Origin of the sequence: Runella zeae DSM 19591 (assembly GCF_000423565.1) — a bacterium.
Classification (GTDB): domain Bacteria; phylum Bacteroidota; class Bacteroidia; order Cytophagales; family Spirosomataceae; genus Runella; species Runella zeae.
In genome coordinates, this window is sequence record NZ_KE384047.1 from 41,487 (window position 1) to 60,686 (window position 19,200).

The 19,200-nt window shown below is 41.9% G+C and carries 13 protein-coding genes and 2 tRNA genes; 7 read left to right on the forward strand and 8 right to left on the reverse strand.

Going from position 1 to position 19,200, the window contains the following annotated elements; all coding sequences use genetic code 11:
* Positions 1 to 13 precede the first annotated feature (13 nt).
* Positions 14 to 814 carry a penicillin-binding transpeptidase domain-containing protein gene (locus G563_RS0132230; protein ID WP_028668969.1) on the reverse strand — a complete coding sequence of 267 codons (801 nt, stop codon included), beginning with the start codon at positions 812 to 814 and terminating at the stop codon, positions 14 to 16.
* A 234-nt stretch (positions 815 to 1,048) separates the two neighbouring features.
* Here G563_RS0132230 and hppD point away from each other — a divergent pair, with 234 nt between their 5' ends.
* The 5 genes from hppD to G563_RS0132260 all read left to right on the forward strand — a co-directional run bounded on the left by hppD (position 1,049) and on the right by G563_RS0132260 (position 3,881).
* The gene (gene hppD, locus G563_RS0132240; protein WP_028668970.1) at positions 1,049 to 2,182 is read left to right on the forward strand and encodes a 4-hydroxyphenylpyruvate dioxygenase; all 1,134 of its coding nucleotides are present in this window, start codon (positions 1,049 to 1,051) and stop codon (positions 2,180 to 2,182) included.
* Positions 2,183 to 2,204: 22 nt separating this feature from the next.
* Entirely contained in the window at positions 2,205 to 2,933 is a 729-nt protein-coding gene (gene phhA / locus G563_RS0132245; RefSeq protein WP_028668971.1) for a phenylalanine 4-monooxygenase, read from the forward strand.
* Positions 2,934 to 3,033: 100 nt separating this feature from the next.
* Positions 3,034 to 3,120, forward strand: a tRNA-Ser gene (locus tag G563_RS0132250).
* Between the two features lie 21 nt (positions 3,121 to 3,141).
* Positions 3,142 to 3,216 (forward strand) — tRNA-Pro (locus tag G563_RS0132255).
* A 338-nt stretch (positions 3,217 to 3,554) separates the two neighbouring features.
* Positions 3,555 to 3,881, forward strand: a complete 327-nt coding sequence (locus G563_RS0132260; protein WP_028668972.1) for a hypothetical protein — start codon at positions 3,555 to 3,557, stop codon at positions 3,879 to 3,881.
* A 113-nt stretch (positions 3,882 to 3,994) separates the two neighbouring features.
* Here G563_RS0132260 and G563_RS0132265 read toward each other — a convergent pair whose 3' ends face one another.
* Genes G563_RS0132265 through G563_RS0132280 form a run of 4 tightly spaced genes read right to left on the reverse strand, consistent with a single transcriptional unit; the run spans position 3,995 to position 7,524 of the window.
* Positions 3,995 to 4,645, reverse strand: a complete 651-nt coding sequence (locus tag G563_RS0132265) for an HD domain-containing protein (protein WP_051211340.1) — start codon at positions 4,643 to 4,645, stop codon at positions 3,995 to 3,997.
* 53 nt (positions 4,646 to 4,698) lie between these two features.
* A complete protein-coding gene (locus G563_RS37420) occupies positions 4,699 to 5,919 on the reverse strand; it encodes a 1-acyl-sn-glycerol-3-phosphate acyltransferase (protein WP_051211341.1) in 1,221 nt (406 codons plus the stop codon).
* 20 nt (positions 5,920 to 5,939) lie between these two features.
* Positions 5,940 to 6,893 carry a bile acid:sodium symporter family protein gene (locus tag G563_RS0132275; protein ID WP_028668974.1) on the reverse strand — a complete coding sequence of 318 codons (954 nt, stop codon included), beginning with the start codon at positions 6,891 to 6,893 and terminating at the stop codon, positions 5,940 to 5,942.
* 19 nt (positions 6,894 to 6,912) lie between these two features.
* Positions 6,913 to 7,524: a trimeric intracellular cation channel family protein gene (locus tag G563_RS0132280; protein ID WP_028668975.1), complete on the reverse strand. Its 612-nt coding sequence runs from the start codon at positions 7,522 to 7,524 to the stop codon at positions 6,913 to 6,915.
* 604 nt (positions 7,525 to 8,128) lie between these two features.
* Here G563_RS0132280 and G563_RS0132290 point away from each other — a divergent pair.
* Positions 8,129 to 10,573 carry a TonB-dependent receptor gene (locus G563_RS0132290; RefSeq protein ID WP_028668977.1) on the forward strand — a complete coding sequence of 815 codons (2,445 nt, stop codon included), beginning with the start codon at positions 8,129 to 8,131 and terminating at the stop codon, positions 10,571 to 10,573.
* A gap of 177 nt (positions 10,574 to 10,750) precedes the next feature.
* Here G563_RS0132290 and G563_RS0132295 read toward each other — a convergent pair whose 3' ends face one another.
* Positions 10,751 to 10,954 (reverse strand): hypothetical protein, encoded by a 204-nt coding sequence (locus G563_RS0132295; protein WP_028668978.1) that lies wholly within the window; start codon positions 10,952 to 10,954, stop codon positions 10,751 to 10,753.
* 245 nt (positions 10,955 to 11,199) lie between these two features.
* Between G563_RS0132295 and G563_RS36460 the strand changes: the two genes are divergently transcribed.
* Positions 11,200 to 12,303: a serine hydrolase domain-containing protein gene (locus tag G563_RS36460; RefSeq protein WP_051211342.1), complete on the forward strand. Its 1,104-nt coding sequence runs from the start codon at positions 11,200 to 11,202 to the stop codon at positions 12,301 to 12,303.
* A 55-nt stretch (positions 12,304 to 12,358) separates the two neighbouring features.
* Here the strand turns inward: G563_RS36460 and G563_RS0132305 are convergent, their stop codons facing one another.
* Positions 12,359 to 15,964, reverse strand: coding sequence for a T9SS type A sorting domain-containing protein (locus tag G563_RS0132305; protein WP_084651029.1), 3,606 nt, complete (start codon positions 15,962 to 15,964; stop codon positions 12,359 to 12,361).
* A 242-nt stretch (positions 15,965 to 16,206) separates the two neighbouring features.
* On the reverse strand, positions 16,207 to 18,972 hold the full coding sequence (locus G563_RS37425) for an ATP-binding protein (protein WP_051211343.1): 2,766 nt from the start codon (positions 18,970 to 18,972) through the stop codon (positions 16,207 to 16,209).
* Between the last annotated feature and the right edge of the window lie 228 nt (positions 18,973 to 19,200).

Below are 19,200 nucleotides of genomic sequence, written 5' to 3' on the forward strand. Positions count from 1 at the left end.
AGTATTTGAAAACTTACTCAAAGGCTTTCAATTGCGTCAGAATGGCTTTGGTAATGTCTTTGCGGCATTGACCAAAACGCGGATTAGGAGTTTTGAGGTCTTTGATGAGGCGAGTGGCAAAAAAATACACATTGTTTTTGCGTTCTACATAGCCTACCCACCAGCCTGTATCTTTATCTCCGTAGCGAGTCCAGCCTGTTTTGGCTCGGATGGTATAATTTGCTTTTTGTTCAACTACCATTACTCGTTTAAGAATCTCAATATTTCGCTTTGAGAAAGGTACTTTCTCTTCATAGACCCGCACCAAAAATTTAACTTGTTCTATGGGTGAAATCCCAAAACCGCCAAAATTCCAAAAATCGTCTCCTTTTTGCGATAAATTGAGATTGCTATACTGAGCAGCTTTCAAAAAAGCTTTGTAACGCTCCTTCCCGATTTTCTTAGCTAATTCGATAAATACCCAGCCCGCCGAAACTTCAAAAGCTTCTTTGACGGTCATGTCATGATAGATTTCGGGACGGTATCCATACAAAGTGGTGTCGGTATGTCCTACCCATTTGACTACCACGTTTTCGTCTTTGATGACTTTGGTTTCCAACGCAATAAGTAAGTTGATGATTTTGAAGGTAGAAGCAGGTAGCGTTTCCTTATAGGCATCGACGGCGTTGCTGAGGTGCCATTTTTTGTTTTGATAGTCATAAATCGAAATACTGCCTTCTAGCTCACATTCTTTAAAGGGCGTTTTGAAATCAATCTGAGCGTGGAGAAGGGTAGAGCTGACAATAAGGTACAAAGCAAATACTGCAATTTTCATGGTATACGACAAAAAGGCGATGAATATGACGCAATTTAAGCCCTTTTCTTGGGCTGAAGGTTTTCAATGGTTACATTTTTTTGATAAAAACTTGTCTAAATAAAATATTGTCTTTAAAATTGTAAGTAAATTAATAATTAGTAAAACAATTAAATGTTTTGCACTTCATCAACAATCCTTACCTAGATTCGATAGAGGAATTTGGATTAGTTATCAATCTCAAAAATGGATATTATGGAAACATTCATCACCGAAATAGCCCCTTCAAAAGTTCAAGAAGAAGACTTTTTGCCTTTGAATGGAACAGATTATATCGAACTTTATGTGGGCAATGCCAAGCAGGCGGCGCATTATTTTCAGACAGCTTTTGGATTTCAGCCCTTGGCTTACGCAGGATTGCAGACGGGGCTTCGCGACCGCGAGTCTTATGTGGTACAACAAGGCAAGATTCGTTTGGTATTGACTTCACCTTTGAAAGGCGGAACCGAAATTGGAAAGCACATCGATACCCACGGCGATGGCGTAAAAGTCGTAGCGCTTTGGGTAGATGATGCTGAGTATGCTTACCACACCACTGTAGAGCGGGGCGCTAAACCTTATTTTGAACCAGTATTAGAGGAAGACCAATGGGGAAAAGTCATTCGGTCGGGGATTCATACCTACGGCGATACCGTGCACGTGTTTGTAGAACGAAATGAATATGAAGGCGTTTTTTTACCAGGTTTTCAGGCTTGGAAGCCTGCCTATCAGCCCACCGACGTAGGTCTTAAGTACGTAGATCATATGGTAGGCAATGTGGGCTGGAACGAGATGCTTCCTTGGGTGGAATTTTATGCGCATGTAATGGGCTTCAATCAATTGGTTTCGTTTGATGACAAAGACATCTCGACCGATTATACGGCCTTAATGAGCAAAGTCATGAGCAATGGCAACGGGCGCATTAAATTTCCAATCAATGAACCTGCCGAAGGCAAGAAAAAATCGCAAGTGGAGGAGTACCTCGATTTTTATGGCGGAGCGGGCGTGCAGCACATCGCCGTTGCGACCGACAATATCATCGAGACCATAACGGAATTGAAAGAGCGAGGCGTAGAGTTTTTGAACGTTCCTACTACTTATTACGACGATTTACTGGAGCGTGTAGGCCATATCGACGAAGATTTGGAGCCGCTACGCCAACTCGGGATTTTGGTAGATAGAGATGATGAAGGCTACCTGCTTCAAATCTTCACGAAGCCTATCATGCCGCGCCCCACTTTGTTTTTTGAAATCATTCAGCGGAAAGGAGCAAAATCTTTTGGTAAAGGCAATTTTAAAGCTCTTTTTGAGGCTATTGAGCGCGAACAGGCGTTGAGAGGTACGTTGTAAAACTCCTAAAACGAGAACAGACATGGAACAGGCATATCAAAAATACACCCATGAAGACCAAGCCATGTGGCAAATGCTTTTTCAACGTCAGATGGCGCAGCTACCTGCTATCGCTAGCCGCATGTATTTAGAGGGCATCGAAAAGGTAGGTTTTGTGGCGGAGCATATTCCTAATTTCAATACCGAGACCAATCCGCGTCTGCGCCAGTTGACGGGTTGGGAGGTCGAAGTAGTGCCGGGATTGATTCCGCAGGCCGATTTTTTTAGATTGCTTTCTAACCGTAAGTTTCCAGCTTCTACGTGGCTTCGCACGCCCGCCCAATTGGAATACCTCGAAGAGCCAGATATGTTTCATGATACTTTTGGGCATGTACCTTTGCTGACTCACCAGCCCTTTTGCGATTTTGTCGAAGATTTGAGTCGAATTGCTTTACGTTTTATTGATCTCCCCGAAGCCATTATCCAGATTAGTCGGTTGTATTGGTACACGGTGGAGTTTGGTTTAATAGAGGAAGCAGGGCAACTCAAAATTTATGGGGGAGGAATTTTGTCTTCGGCGGGCGAGAGTGTGTACTGTTTAAGCGACAAAATCCCCAAGCTACCTTTCGATGTTCGGACGATTTTGGCCACACCTTTTCACATTGACCGATTTCAGGAGCATTATTTTGTAATAAATTCTTACGAGCAGCTTTATCGCTCAACGCCTGATATTGAGGAATTTCTGTCTGAAAGCTATTTGGTTGAAAAATAAATTTTAAAAAAAATGTTCTTTTTTTGACCTGAAAACTTGCGAAAGAGAAATTAATTCAGCTATATTTGCACCTCGTTAAGCCAAACGCAGCAAAATCAACGGAGAGATGGGTGAGTGGCTGAAACCAGCAGTTTGCTAAACTGCCGTACTCGTAAGGGTACCGAGGGTTCGAATCCCTCTCCCTCCGCTGCTAATTTTGGCCTAGCATCGGGATGTAGCGTAGTCCGGTCATCGCGCCTGGTTTGGGACCAGGAGGTCGCAAGTTCGAATCTTGCCATCCCGACAAACCCCTTGCAAGAAAATTCTTACAAGGGGTTTTCTTTTGAAGGTGCAAATTTAGCCCAACAAAAAATGAAAATATCCCTTTTGGGATTTATATGTTTTTTAATTTTACATTTTTAGAATCAAAATAACCAGTTTTATGATGTTTCATCGCCCATTTTTTACACAAATCCTTCTTGACCAACTAATTGGCAAGGAGTGGGAGGTGCATTGTATAGAGCGAAATTTATAAATAGGTACAAGAAACTATTCATATTTAAGAGCTCAGATACTAACCAATCTGAGCTCTTTTTTTTTACGCAACCAATAAATTAATTAACAGCTAAATAAATTAAGCACATGAAAAAGCAACTTAAAGCAGTCGCGGTAGGAGTTCTTCTTCTTTTGGGGGGCGTTGTAAACGCAAAAAATGTAAATGGTGATTCTGTTTCTGACGTAACTACTCAGGGACAAGTTGAAGGCAAGGGTTTCAATTTGGAATCTGTTCTAGATTTTTCACTTTTAGCTAAAAGTGGAGGTTTTGAACGTGGCCTAGTTGTCAAAGGTAATGGCACCGAACGTGGTCTTGCAGCAAAAGGTAATGGCACTGAACGTGGCCTCGTAGCGAAAGGCAATGGTATCGAACGCGGTCTTGTAGCAAAAGGAGATAAGACTGGAAATGGCTAAAATTTCAGGGTCTTGGTAATGACTTTTAAAAAAAGGGAAGCTATGAAGTTTCCCTTTTTTGTTAATGATTCAATACGAAATACAGAATGGTTGGGATAAGTATTTGAAAGGGTCTAATGATCACTTTTTTTTGTTAAAATTCCCTTTTCTACACTTTCGTTAATCAAGGCTTCGGCATAATTCCAGAGCGATGTAGAGCCATGATTGATTACTTTTTTCTTGTCATAAACTTTTTGGTAGTCTACATTAAATTCGGCCCAAGTCCCGCCATTGTTGGAGGTATTTTGAAGCAATGGCTCAAATCGGTCCATTGCTCTGGCAAATTTGGCTTCATCGCTGATGCCCTCTTCAAACTCTAGCCAAATGGCGATCAATTCTTCGGCTTGGGGTGCTGGTAAAAGACCAAATATCCTTTTGGCCGCCATAAGTTCTTGCTCAGTATTAGAGTGGTTTTTTGTGGTATCATAAATAAACGTATCTCCCGCATCTATTTCCACTATATCATGAATCAAGACCATTTTTAAGACTTTAAGAACATCAATCGTCGTGTTTGAATGTTCGGCTAGTACAATGGTCATCATTGCTAAATGCCAGCTATGTTCGGCGTCATTTTCACACCGGTCGCTGTTAAACAATTTTGTTTTGCGTTGGATGTACTTTAATTTGTCGATTTCTTTTATGAAATTAACCTGTTGTATTAGATTTTCTAATGACACGGCGGTGGAGTTTTGAAGGTGATGAATGATATTGACAACCGAGGGCATTTAACTCCCGACGGCTGAATTTTTTCTGCTTTGTAAAGGAGCCTAATAATTACTTATAGCTGCCACTGCTGCATAGTTTCGCTCCATTTTCTGGCCCAATGATGAGAAAGATAACCACTGATAGGAAGTGAGAGTGCATATAACAGCGTGGTTTGGGCGTCTGTAAAAATACCAATAATAGAGATTTGTATCAGATAAAAAATCGGGAAAGTCACTAATGCGAATAGCACAATCCGGAAAGCACTCGAAAATTGAGGGTCTTTTAATTTGCGTGTCATCAAAAAAGGAAGCGCATAGGGGAGACCGTTGTTGATGACGCCATACAAGGCTACGGGGCTGCTAATGAGTAAAAGGAGTGTTTTTAAAACCAACACAAAAATAGCAGGTTTGCCTTTGCCTACCGTAAAGGGACTAATGCTTTTAGGCTCCATCAGAAGTCGTTGCTGATGAGCGGCTTGTATTTGACCTGTGTACTTTTCGGGCGTATTTTTTCGCAATTCATCAAGCTCTTTTCGCGTAGAAAGCACCGTGTTCATCAAATCCCCCCCTTTGCCCGAAGCTACGTCTATAAGCCACTTGTAATCGTCATGATGTGGCAAATCGTCGATGTGTAGCATCAAGGCTTGTATGGAGTCATACATGCGTCGGGTCACTTGCGTAAGCGTACGAGGTTGGTTTTCTTGGTAGGCATTTTGGTATTCACTAAGTTTGAATGGTTCTCCAAAATTGAGTACAAGGCGTTCACCCATTTTTTGGCAGTGCGTATAGTAAAGCCCACAAGGGAGTATTTGGAGGTTGAGCCGCCAATCGTGCTCTGTTTCGGCCTGAAATGCAATGCGCGCCAGCCCTTTTTTGAAAGAGCGTAAATGGTATTGTACGCCATGATTGCCTTCTGGGAAAGCCGCCAAGGTACCACCTGTACTCAAAATGTTGACGCAAGTATTAAAAATGTCGTCGTTTTGCTTCATTTCATCCATACCATCCCGAAGACGATAGACAGGTAGCATTTTGAGTGACATGAGGAGTTTGCGCACAAAATCTTTTTTGAAAATATCGGCACGCGTCAAAAAATAAGGTTGCCTTTTGCCTACGTTGAGGACCACCGCCAAGGCATCCATGAGGGTATTTTGATGATTCGTAACAATCAATAAGGGCGTATCGGTCGAAATATTTTTTGGGAAATTTTTGATTTCAACTTTACGGTAAAAAATACGGTTGTGCCAAAAACGGACATAGGCTCTGAGAAGGCTGTAAAAAAAACTACGGTGCGACATTGATGATGATTTTTTCAGATTCAGGGTTGGGGATTAAGTGAAGAGGTTTGACCACTACGTTGCCAATAAAAAGCCAAAGCCGTACCCGACAAAATATGCCAAATACTCCACCAGCCCGCAATGATAGCCATACCACCCAAGGGCAAATCAGGCGGAAAGACGGTGGGGTTGAAAAGCAAAGCAAGGCCAAGACCAGAGTTATGAATACCTGTTTCGATGCTTAGGGTACGGCGGTTTTGGATGGATAACCCGAAGGCGCTTCCCATGCCATAGCCAATCGCCAACGCCAAGGCATTTTGGATGAGTACCACTACAAATACGTAGCCGATGTGATTGATGAAAATATCGAAGTTTTGCGTAAAAGCAATCACTACCAAAGCGGTAAAAAACACCAAAGAAAGTATTCTGAAAGGCTTGAGCAACAAGTGAGCGACGCGTGGAAGATAAATAGAACACAGCATACCTAGCAACATCGGAATCCCAAGGATAGTCATCACCGATTTCAGTAATTCTACCCAATCCAGCGTAAGAGGACGTACCAATGAGCTGCTTTGAGCGTATAGATTGCCCCAAAACGTAAAATTGAAAGGCGTCATCACTACGGCGATAATAGTACTGATTGCCGTCAGACTTACGGCCAAGGCTACATTGCCACGGGCCAAGGAAGTGATAAAATTAGAGATATTGCCTCCAGGACAAGCCGCCACCAAAATCATCCCTAACGCGACGCCCACGGTGATATGGTCGCCTAGGGCCATGACCAACAAAAAAGTAGCAGCAGGCATTACCACGGCTTGGCTCAGTACACCTGCCAATAACTGACGAGGGTTTTGGATAAGGCTCTGAAAATGAGAAGGCTTGATGTCGAGGGCTACCCCAAACATCATCAGAGCCAAAGCGATGTTGACGGTGGCGGAGCTTTCGGCGGAGAAGTTGAGCCGAATATAGTCCAAAGCGGATAAAGATTCTTTCATAAAGGCGTCATTAGGGTAATCAAAAGTTAATCTTGGGCAAAGAAAGCTGGTATTTGACCGCAATCAAACGGACAATAATAATCAATAAAATGCATCCGATGGCATTCCAATCGGTATGAATTCCGTAATAATCGAGCAAAACATATACGACAGCCCCGGCCATGCAGGCTGTAGCATAAATTTCTTTTTGGAAAATAAGAGGCAACTCATTGATAAGGGTATCACGAATGACTCCTCCAAACACTGCCGAAATCATCCCCAAAATAATAGCCGCAAAAGGATTGACACCATGCTGAAGTGATTTCTGAACCCCAAGTATGGTATAAACTCCAATACCGATAGTGTCAAGGAAAAAAATTACTTTGTGAAGTTTGAGGATTGCTTTCTTGAAAATAACGGTCAATAGCACTCCCAACGTGATAAAAACGAGATAGTCGATATTTTTGACCCACGCCAAAGGATATACACCTAAAGTAACGTCGCGCAGGGTGCCACCGCCAATCGCCGAAATAAAACCCGTAAAGAAAACTCCGAAGATATCTTGGTACATTTTTTTGTCGGCAGCTGCCAAAGCTCCCGAGATGGCAAATACCAAAACGCCAATCATATCAATATAATAAGGCAGTGACATAGAGAGTAATCAAACAAAGCACAAAGTAAAAAGAAACACAAATGGGAAACCAATTTTTGCATCTCAACAATTTTTTTTGACGCTTCATGCAACCTTGTGCTTCCTTCTTGCATCTTATGTATGAAATTAGCAGCCACAATGAAAACAGTACCTGACTTTCCAAGTTTAGCTTGCGAGTAGAGAGCAACTTGGAAAGTCACTTTTGCGAACTTAGTCAGACTTTCCAAGTTTAGTTTGCGAGTGGATAGAAACTTGAAAAGTCAACATTTTTAATACAAACAGCCATTTTGAAAACAGTACCCGACTTTGCAAGTCTTAGCTTGCGAGTAGAGAGAAACTTGGAAAGTCACTTTTGCGAACCTAGTCAGACTTTCCAAGTTCAGCTTGCAGAAAGTCAATAGTTGAGGAATAACAGCCATTTTAAACAAAATAAGAAGCAGTTCATAACCGAATCTTTCATTTTACCTTTCCTTTATGAACTGCCTTCTCTCCCAAAACCGTTTGTCAAGATAATTTTACCGTTTATGTAAAAAAAGGTAGCTTGTATAGCAAAGTACTATTAGTTTTGAAGCGGTAATTAAATAACAGCCATAAAACAAGAGCCATGAAAACTTCTATAAGTTTTGCTGCAGCAGCGTTGCTGCTCTGTTCGTCCGTTTTTGCTCAAAGCCCTATTCGGGGAAAAGTGTCGGGAGAGGCGCAAGAACCCAACGGAAAACCGCTTTCATTTGCTACAATCCTTCTTTTAAAAGCGACTGATTCGACCTTAGTGAAAGGCGCTATCACGAGTGAGAGTGGAAATTATGAAATCGAAAATGTAAGCGGCGGTCGCTACTTGATAGCGGCTTCGATGATGGGATTTCAAAAAACGTATTCTTCTCCTTTTGAAATCACTGCCCAAGCTACCGATATAAAAATGCCCGTACTGAAGGTATTAGAAAACTCCCAAACATTAGAGGAAGTAAAGGTGGTGACCAAAAAGCCTTTTGTGGAGCAGCAAATCGACCGTATGGTCGTGAATGTCGAAAATAGCATCGTGTCGGCGGGTGGAACTGCCCTCGAAATCTTGGAAAAAGCACCAGGTGTCACTATCGACCGCCAAAACGACCGCCTTCAGCTTAAGGGACGTCAAGGGGTGATGGTGATGATTGATGGTAAACTGCAACAAATTTCCATGCAGGATTTGATGAATATGCTCCAATCAATGCCCAGCGACAATGTGGAGAAAATCGAACTTATCACCAATCCTCCAGCCAAATACGATGCCGCAGGTAATACAGGGTTGATAAATATTGTCTTGAAGAAAAACAAAAACTTTGGGACTAATGGAAATTATACTTTAGGTGCCGGCTATGGCTATTACGAAAAACTAAATGCCTCGATTGGACTCAATCACCGCAACGCTAAAATCAATTCATTTGGAAATGTGAGTGTATTTCATGGACGTTTTCGCAATACCCAAGACATCGACCGCACCATTGCTTACAAAGACCAAATTACGTATTTAGATCAAAACAGCCCTCGCGTTGGCAATCCCCAAAACTTGAGCTTTAGAGCAGGTATGGACTTTTTTGTAAGTAAAAAAACAACGCTTGGTGTGTTGGCGAGTGGTTTCTTGAATCAGTTTCGGATGAATGGTATTTCGAGTACTGATTTTTATGACAAAACCCGAACGCTCACAAGCCGCTTTGAAACGGATGCCTACAACTATAATCGATTGGATAATTATACAGGCAATTTCAATTTGAAACATGATTTTGGCAAAGGACGTGAATTGACCGCCGACGTAGATTATTCTTTCTTCACCGGAAACTCTGGTAACGACCTCAACACTACTTACTTTACACCTGCTGGAGCAATAACAAGTAAAGACATTGTACGTAATATCATGCCTTCGACTATCGGCATCGCAGCGGCTAAGGTAGATTATATTCAACCTTTGAAAAACGGAAAGTTTGAAGCGGGGGCCAAAAGTAGTTTGGTCAATTCTGACAACGATATGAGGTTTGAAAACCAAGTAGATAATCAGTGGATATTAGACCCTACGCGCTCAAATCGTTTCAAATACAAAGAAAATATCAACGCGGCCTATGCCAACTATAGCACCAAGCTCAACAAAAAGACAGAGCTGCAAGTGGGACTAAGGGCAGAGCATACACACTCTGAAGGTAACTCCGTAACATTGAATAATATCGTGACGCGCGACTATGTCAATTTGTTCCCAAGTGTGTTTGTATCACGTACTTTGGATACCAACAACGTCTTGAATATCTCGTATAGCCGTCGTATCGACCGCCCCAATTACCGCAACTTGAATCCGTTTCAGTTCTTTTTAGACCCGCTTACTTTTGAGCAAGGCAATCCTAATTTGCGGCCACAGTTTACAAACTCTTTCCAAGTGACACACGTATTCAAAGGCGCTTTTTCGACTACGTTGGGATATAGCCGCATCAATGATGTGATTGCTAACCAAATCCCCAAACAAATCCCAGAAGAGAATAAAACGTATGTGACGACCGAAAACCTTGATCATCAGGATAGTTATAATCTAACAGTGAGCTTGCCCATCCCGATAAATAAATGGTGGACAATGCAAAACAACATCAGCGCGTTCTATAATCGGTATCGTTCTTTCTATTATGGGGCCGATTTGGACTTGGGACAGTTTGGAGCTAGTGTATTTGTGATGAACAATTTTACCTTACCCAAAGGCTATACCGCAGAAGTAAGTGGATTCTGGAATTCGCCTACCCAATACAATCTTTTGCTTGCCAGAGCACAAGGTCAGATAAGTGCAGGCTTTGCCAAATCCCTCTGGAATCGTAAGGCTTCACTAAGAATCAACGTCAATGACATCTTTTTCTTGAATCGATTTGCAGGAACGGTGAAGTATCAAGATTTAGATTTCAAAATCAATTCTCGTTGGGAGAGTCGTCAGGTGAGAGTTTCGTTTACGTATCGTTTTGGCAACCAAAATGTGAAAGCCGCGCGTCAGCGTAGCACGAGTACAGAAGACTTACGCAACCGTGCCAATTCAGGGCAGCAATAGTGCTTTTGTATTGATTAGAAATGTTTGTCTATAAATTTAAAAATTACAATGATGTAACTTTTTGACAAACTCAGAGTATCAACAAGATCAAAGAAGAATCAAAAGCATTGAAAAATTTAGTTTAGGTTAAGAAAACGTCGGAAAGCCGTACTTCGCTTGAGGTACGGCTTTTTTTTGCTAACGACGCGACGAAAACAAATGTAAAAACTCTTCTCTTTTGGTACGGGCAAGTTTGGCTTGGAGTTGGTTGGTCATAATAATGACATCCTTATACGTATTTGGATTGCTCAATGTCGTCAAACGCGGCAAATTGCTTTGTTTTTCATCGGGAGGGCTTAATGTAATCTTGTAAACGGCTGTGGCGAAAATTACCCTATCCATGTCTGCGCTGTAATAGCTTCTCTGATTTTTGACAGTCTTACAATTGTATTACCTTTTATACACATCAAATGCCAGAGAATCTCCTACTTTCTAATCTAAATGGGACAAGGGCATTGTATGGCTTGATCAAAAAAAATACGATTTATGCTTGTAACATAGCCCAGCAAGGTAACGGTAAGAAAAAATCTTTGATTTTAAATAGGCTGATTTGGTAAATTGCAGCAACGCTAAAAAAGGATTGCTCTATGAACCGATATGCTTTTAGTTTGATGATGTGGTTGGGAGGGTTTTGTTTGCAAATTCATGCACAACAGGTACTCTCTCCCAATCACTTAGATACCCTTATCCAACAAATGATGACTCAGGCGAAAGTGCCAGGTTTATCGCTTGCGCTACTTCGTCCCAACCAACCTATTTCTCTTAAAATGTACGGATTGACTAAGGCAGATTCTTCACAAAAAGTGGATGTCAATACCGTTTTTGAGGCGGCCTCGCTTACCAAACCGATTTTTGCCTATGCCGTAATGCAACTTGTAGAAGCAGGAAAAATCGATTTAGACAAGCCTCTTTATCAATATTTGCCTTATGCTGATGCCGCTTTTGATAGGCGGTATAAGCAAATCACTGCGCGGCTGGTATTGAGTCATCGTTCGGGGCTTCCTAATTGGCGACGTAATCGACAAAAACCTCGGGTAGATATGTCATTTACGCCGGGTGAAAGGTTTGGGTATTCGGGGGAGGGCTTCGTGTATTTACAAAAAGTAGTTGAAAAAATCACAGGGATGCCCATCAATGATTGGATGGAGCAACAGGTTCTTAAGCCTCTTAAAATGAACCATAGTGGTTTTGTTTGGAAAGCGGATTTTGAATCCGATTTTGCTTTTCCTCATGATGACAAAAAAGCGATTGGGCAAAAATACAAACCTACACAAGCCAACATGGCTTATTCTCTTCATACTACTGCGGCCGACTATGCACTTTTTTTAGAAGCCTTACTCGGCTCAAAAGGACTAAACCAAGCCACGCTCACCGAAATGCTTGGCCCTCAAACACCGCTACCAAAGCGTTTTTCGGGAGGAGAAATTGTCCCCCAATCTTTTTGGGGATTAGGAATGGGTGTGGAAAAACTACCCGAAGGGACTTATTTGTGGCATTGGGGGGATAATGGGGACTTTAAAGCCTTTTACATGGTAAATCTGACCAAAAAGGAAGGGATGGTTTATTTGGCTAATGGTGAAAAAGGACTTGATTTTGCCGATGAAATCACGCATCACACTGTTGGTGGAACTCACCATGCTTTTAGTTTTTTGGGAATCAACTGGCAAGAAGAACTAAAAAAACAAAAGTGATTTTGGTGAATAAAAATATCCCCCCTAAGCGATGAAGATGCTTAGGGGGGAATGACTAATCTACTTTAACAACTTTCAGGGTAATACTTCGACTGCCTTTATTAAGCTTTAAAAAATAAGTCCCAATAAGGGTATTTCCCAAAGGAATTTCTTGACGGTGGTGAGCAGAGGTGATTTCGAAAGTGTTTTGTTTCAAAATATTGCCCTTCAAGTCAATGAGTTGCCATTGAATAGCTTGATTGGCTTGCTCTTTTATCAGAACTGTAGCAAAAGAATTTACCACAGGGTTAGGAGCGATAGTGGCCCAGTCTTGGAGTTCCGTACTTTCAATATTGCTATTTTCGGCATTAGCCACTCTGGCATTACAATTAGTGACAGTGACAGTTTTAGAGCCACTCATGTTTCTGTTACAAGACGAAGTAGCTTGAGTGGCTACGACGGTATAGGAACCTGCGGCAGTTTGATTTCCAAAACTAATGGCATTGCCAGTGCCTGAGATTGGAGTGCCTATGTTGGTATTGCTGCGTCGAAGTTGGTAGACGAATCCTTCTTGCGAGCCAGATAGACCAATCGCCACGCCATTGCCGCCGTTGCAATAACTTCCACCCCCAGTGAGAGCAAAGACATTAGGGCTCTGTCCGAGGTAGATTGTAGCGGTTCCATTCATATTGGTCAAGCAAGCTCCTCCTTCTACAAACGCTTCGACTGTGTACGTACCAGCTTCGGTAATGTTGGAAAATACGAGGTTGCTGCCTGTACCAGAGATAGGTTCGCGGAAGTTTTGGTTGTCTTTTTTGAGTTGGTAAAATACTCCGACTTGCGAGCCATTGAGAACGATGGCAGCGGCAGGTGTGTTACCAGAACTATTAGCACATAGAGTGGTTCCTCCTTGCAAATTAAATACGGTCAGTGATGTGGGAGTTGTGTTAATGGTTTGCTGCTGTGAAGAAGCCGAGCAAGTGATGTTATTCTGCAAACGCACTTGGAAGGTATAATTTCCTGCGGGAAGGTTGCTGAAAGTGTTGCTTTCTTGCCAGTTGGTCCCGTCTTTAGAATACTCAAGTGTACCTGTACCAGAAGCATTAACGACGGCTGTACCCGTGTTAGTAGCACAAGTAGGCTGCGTCAAATCTACCCCAGAAATGGTTGGAGCAGTGGGCACAGGGTTGATTGTTTGCTGTTGCGAAGAAGCCGAACAAGTCGTACTGGTCTGCAATCTCACTTGGAAGGTGTAATTTCCTGCGGTAAGGTTGCTGAAAGTGTTGCTTTCTTGCCAGTTGGTCCCGTCTTTAGAGTATTCCAAAGTGCCTGTTCCAGTGGCGTTGACAACGGCTGTACCAGTGTTAGTGGCACAAGTAGGCTGCGTCAAATCCACATTTGAAATGGTTGGCGCATTTGGTACTGCGTTGATTGTTTGCTGTTGCGAAGAAGCCGAACAAGTCGTACTGTTCTGCAATCTCACTTGGAAGGTATAATTTCCTGCGGTAAGGTTGCTGAAAGTGTTGCTTTCTTGCCAGTTGGTCCCGTCTTTAGAATACTCAAGTGTACCTGTACCAGAAGCATTAACGACGGCGGTACCCGTGTTGGTGATACAAGTAGGCTGCGTCAAATTTGCCCCCGAAATGGTGGGAGCAGTGGGCACAGGGTTGATTGTTAGACTTAATGCTTCTGAAATGCACCCTGTTTGTGTGTTTTTGGCAGTTATGGAATAGGTACTGGATTCTAATTCATTAAAGGTAGTTTGTGTTTGATAATCAGTACCGTTTACGCTATATTCAATATTACTACCCGTTGGGGCAGTAATGGTAATGGTTCCGGTTTGAATGGCACAAGTAGGTTGGGTAGTAACTGATGCCGTAGGTGCGCTAAAGGCACTGCATACTACCGTAATGACCACATCATTTCCATCGCCGCCTATGTATGATATAGAAGCAGAAAAATTACTTCCTAGAAAATTGCTGATAGTTGCCCCTTCGGCGAGGCCAATAAAAGTACCAGTAATACCGCCTGTATTTTCATTATCAACAATCTTAAACGTCTGTCCTAATACGGGGACATAAGTACCACTCAGCGCGAGCGTGGCTCCGCTTAAATTAATCCCTCCTGACACCGTCAGTTGGGTATATGAGCTTCCTGTACCATTCCCAGGTGTAGTGCCGTTGAGTACAATGGCGACGTCACTACTAAACGAAAGTGTACTGCTTGTAATGTCAGTACCCGTAAAAGTAGGTTTTACCGCCGCCGGCGAAGTGCCTGAATCAAGAAGCAATGTACCTCCGCCTGTATTGATACCTCCGCCGTTGATTCTAATATCACCATTGCTAATCAACTGCATTGCGGTGGCATTAGTCCGCGAAATGTCGGCTTCGACGTTGATAGTACCGCTATTAGCTGTGCCAATGACCAATGTGCCGCCACTTACAAGGTCTAGCTCAGTATCAGTTAGACTTAATTGTCCGCTAGTTTCGGTACCTAGAGAGATTGAGCGAGCAGGAGTAACGGGGGCTAAGGTGACGGTAGAGCTGGTTCCTATTCCACCAGAAAGCAAAGAAATATTATCTGCATTGATGGTGATTGTTCCACTATTTGCTGAGATTCCGCCGTTAGAGCCTTGATCTAAAACAAGCGTTCCATCGGCCCCAGTTGAAATCGTAACGGGAGCATTGCCGGCATTGTTATTAAAAACGGAGCCTCCTCCGTTGGTTTGAAGGATTTTAAAATCTCTACCTGCCGTGGCTGATAAGCTTCCGCCGTCACTTTGTACATATGTAGTAGCAGATATGACAATGTCACGGTCAGCTAGAGCAGCTAGACTCTGTCCCCTCACATCTCCGAATCCGTTTACAGCACCCAAAATAAGGTCACGTCCCGCGTTCACGGTCATCAACCCACCTGCTGCCTGAATCCCGTTTATAGCCCCGTGCTCGGCGATAAGGTCTGAGGAAGTGCCAGTAGTCTGGAGTGTTACATTGCCCGAACCCTTCACTTGTTCTATGACTCGCATCGTACCGCTTGTCACAATGTGAATTATTCCGGAAGTACCTGTTGCCGTTACTCCACTTAGGCTACCGTTCGTACCGCCAAGTGTTAAGTCACCCGTGTTGGAAACAAATATTCCACCGTTGGTGGTAGAGCCTTCTAATTTACCGATTTCAGTATTGATTGGGAAGGAGGCGCTTCCCACACCCGCTGTAGCCTGAAAAGCTAATTCGGTAGCAATCAGACTAAACGTGGCAGAAGCACTAATGGTACTAGAGGCGCCTGCTTGGGCAATATTGATATTGATTGTAGCAGAAGAAAGACTTCCACTGCCACTGAATGTGACATTGTTTGTACCACTACTGATAGAAACATTGTCGATTGTCAAGGATGACACTAAATCGGCATCTGCAATTGTAATTGTGCTTGTACCACTACCAGTGGCAATATCTCCGCCCGATTGGGTAAATATGCCACTATTAAGCGTAAAGGAGGTATTTGCTCCACTTTTACTAATGGAGATACTTTCATCGGTAGATAGCGAAATAAGCAAGGTATTGTTGGCATTGTCCCAGGTATAGGTAGCCGCAAACGTACTACTAAACATCATCAAACTTAAAAAGCCACTCATAAATGACCTAAAAGCAGACTTGAAGAAATGGGGGATAAATTTTTTTTTCATGGGTTGAGCATTTGATTTTCAGTGAATCGTATTTGGTAAAACAAGGATTGAGTAATACAAGACAGGCAAACTTTACACTCATCGATAAGTGCAAAGAAGCAAGCAGCCTTTTTGTGCGATAAAGCATCACAAATGTGTGAGTTTACATAAAAAAAGGGTTAACACAAATCCAGCATTCTTTACCACAAATCCAGCACTTTGACAAAAAAACTATGAAATCATAACTATGAAGCCTCCTAACACTAATACTCTGAAGGTAATACATGGTATCGTTCCTGAAATACTTTGGTGAAGTAAGAAAGATTCTCAAAGCCCGTTTGGTAAGCGACTTCAGAAACAGTAACATTTTTTTGCTTTAACAAAATCGCTGCTTTTTCTAGACGATACACGCGGATAAATTCTACGGTGGTGAGATTGGTAAGGGCTTTGAGTTTTCGTAGCAATTGAGAAGGGCTTAGATTAGCGGCAGCGGCCAACTGCTCTACGCCAAAAGCACTATCAGAAAGGTTTTTATCAAGAATGATTTTGATCTTCTGGATAAATACCTCTTCTAAAGATAAACTTGCCTCTAAAGCAGATGGCGTAGTAGTGGCGGTCTGTAAGTAGTATTGTTTGAGATTTTCTCTAATATTAACCAGATTTTGCACGCGTATTTTTAGCTCAGCGGCATTGAAAGGCTTGATAAGATAATCATCAGCACCAAGTCCTAAACCTTGAAGTTTATTCTCAAGGGTTGTTTTGCCTGTTAGTAATATGATAGGAATATGGCTGGTTTTGACGGAAGATTTGAGGTATTTGCAAAGCTCAAACCCGTCCATACGCGGCATCATCAGGTCACTGATGATGATGTCGGGGATATCGGTGGTTGCTTTTTCGAACCCCTCTATGCCATCTCCAGCTTCAATGATTTGATAATCATTCTCAAAAATCTCTCGGATATAATTCCTCAAATCTTCATCGTCTTCCACAATCAGCAGTACTTCTTCGGAGGAGAGCTTTTGAGGCTGGTTGTTGACTAGTGTTTTATCAGTGACGGGAGGCGAGACAATAGGAACCTCTTTTTGAAAATCCAGCAGAATTGTTGCCGCCTTTTTATCAGCTGGCTGCAATGGCAAAATGATACTAAAAGTAGTACCTAGATTTTGTTGACTTGTGACATGGATTGAACCTTGTAGCAAATTCACGAGCTCCTTGACCAAAGTAAGGCCGATACCTGTACCTTCATAGTTGTATTGGGTGGCACTATCGACTTGAAAAAAGCGGTCAAAAATTTTCTCTAGTTTTTGGTCAGGCATACCGATACCGCTGTCTTTGACGATAATTTTTACTTGGTCAAAAGCTTCACTATAATAAACGCCGAGTGAAATATTGCCTCCATCGGGGGTAAATTTAAAGGCATTGGAAAGCAAATTGAAAATGATTTTTTCAAACTTATCGGGGTCAAAATAGACGTTTGCATTGGTTTGGTTTTGGAAAATCTCAAACTGAATCTGCCGGTTTTTGGCCAAAGATTGAAAAGAAGTCGCCAGAGATTGAGTAAACTTTGCTAAGTCTCCCGCTTGCAAGTCAACGGCCATTGCTTTGGCCTCCAGTTTACTGATGTCTAGCAGTTGATTGATAAGAGACAGCAGACGTTGGGCGTTTCGTTCGATGAGCCAGAGGCTTTCGAGGCTAGGAAACTTCTTTTTTAATTCCTGAATAGGACTGATAATAAGGGTAAGTGGAGTACGAAATTCGTGCGAAATGTTGGTGAAAAAATTGGTTTTGAGGATGTCTAGCTCTTTCAGATAGTTGGCTTGCTGTTGTTTATACGACAGCTCTCTTTCGGTATCTGATTGCGCTTGTTGAGAATTGTGAATTATTTTTCCTAAAAAAAGGCCAAACACAAAAATCTCGATAACATACATTATGTAAGCAAAGGTGTACTTGAAAGGAATTTGGATTTGCGTAACCAAGCTAATTTGAATCAGAATATAGCTACTGATACCCAACAAAAAAGGGGTAGAATAGCTCCAGTCGATTTTGGCTGAATGGATACCCGCAGCAATATATAGCCCAACGACCACAAGCCAACAAAAAATAGACAGATAGGAGGAGATTTCTAACCAATACCACTGATAATTAAAAATGATGCAAAGTGCAAGGATAAGCGTAATTCCGATGATGATATTTAAGAGTAATCTGACAGGTCTGAGCTTACTTGGATAGGGTAATATGGACTGAACCACCCATATGTATCCAATTGGCATGATATGATAAGACATAAAATTGATGATAGTAGCGGTAGACCCAGGTTGGGTGAAAAATACTCCCAAGAGGCTGTTGATACCCCAGAAGGCGAAGGTTCTTAAAATTAAGAAGTAAGAATAGTAACGAAAAGTAACATCTTTGACGACAAAAAACACCAATAACAGTACATAAAAAAGCCGAAGAAGGATAATACCATGCAAGAAACCATTGCGTTGGAGTTCAGTTCCTTGGGTGCTGATATATTGGGAGTAAGTATATAATTCAATCTGGGCATAATGACTCCGTTGACTTTGAACGCGGATAAAAATGGTCTTTTGGCTTTGAGGAGCAAGCTCAAAACTTGTATGAGGATTCATACTACCATAAAAAAACTCGGGTTTCGAAACAAGGGTGCCTTTTTTCTGAACCTCATAACGGCCCTGTGAATCAGGCAAATAAAAGTCAAGGCTCTCGGCAAGGGGATTGTTCCACCTTATCACCCAATGCGTATTTTGAGGGTTTGTATTTTTGAGCTGTATCCTGAACCAGAATGTACGCTTTGAAAAAGGAATCAAAATATCTTTTTTTCCAGTGGGCTTGAAGTCTTTGTGCTGAATTTCTTTAAAAGTAAGTTTAGAAATACTATCTTCAAAAACTGCCGAATAAGGGGTGAGATCAATCTGCGTTGAAATATCACTTATGGATACTATACTCTGACTATTAGTTGATAAGGATAAAAAAAAGAATATAAAAACTAAAATCGATTCCTTACATTTCATGCGATTTACGCTAAGGCTTTTAAGAGCGGCTTGAGTTTAAGCTATTTCTAAATCTATTTAAGAGTTATCAAAATTACGTATTGGATTTAATTGCACAATAATTTTAGACGTAGAATATGCTTATTCAACATACTAGTATGCTAGATATTCTGGTATTTTAATTTTATCAATGGGGCAAAATTTTCATCCTTAGTTTTCATAATCCCCAAAATGTACGTTTGATTCCCC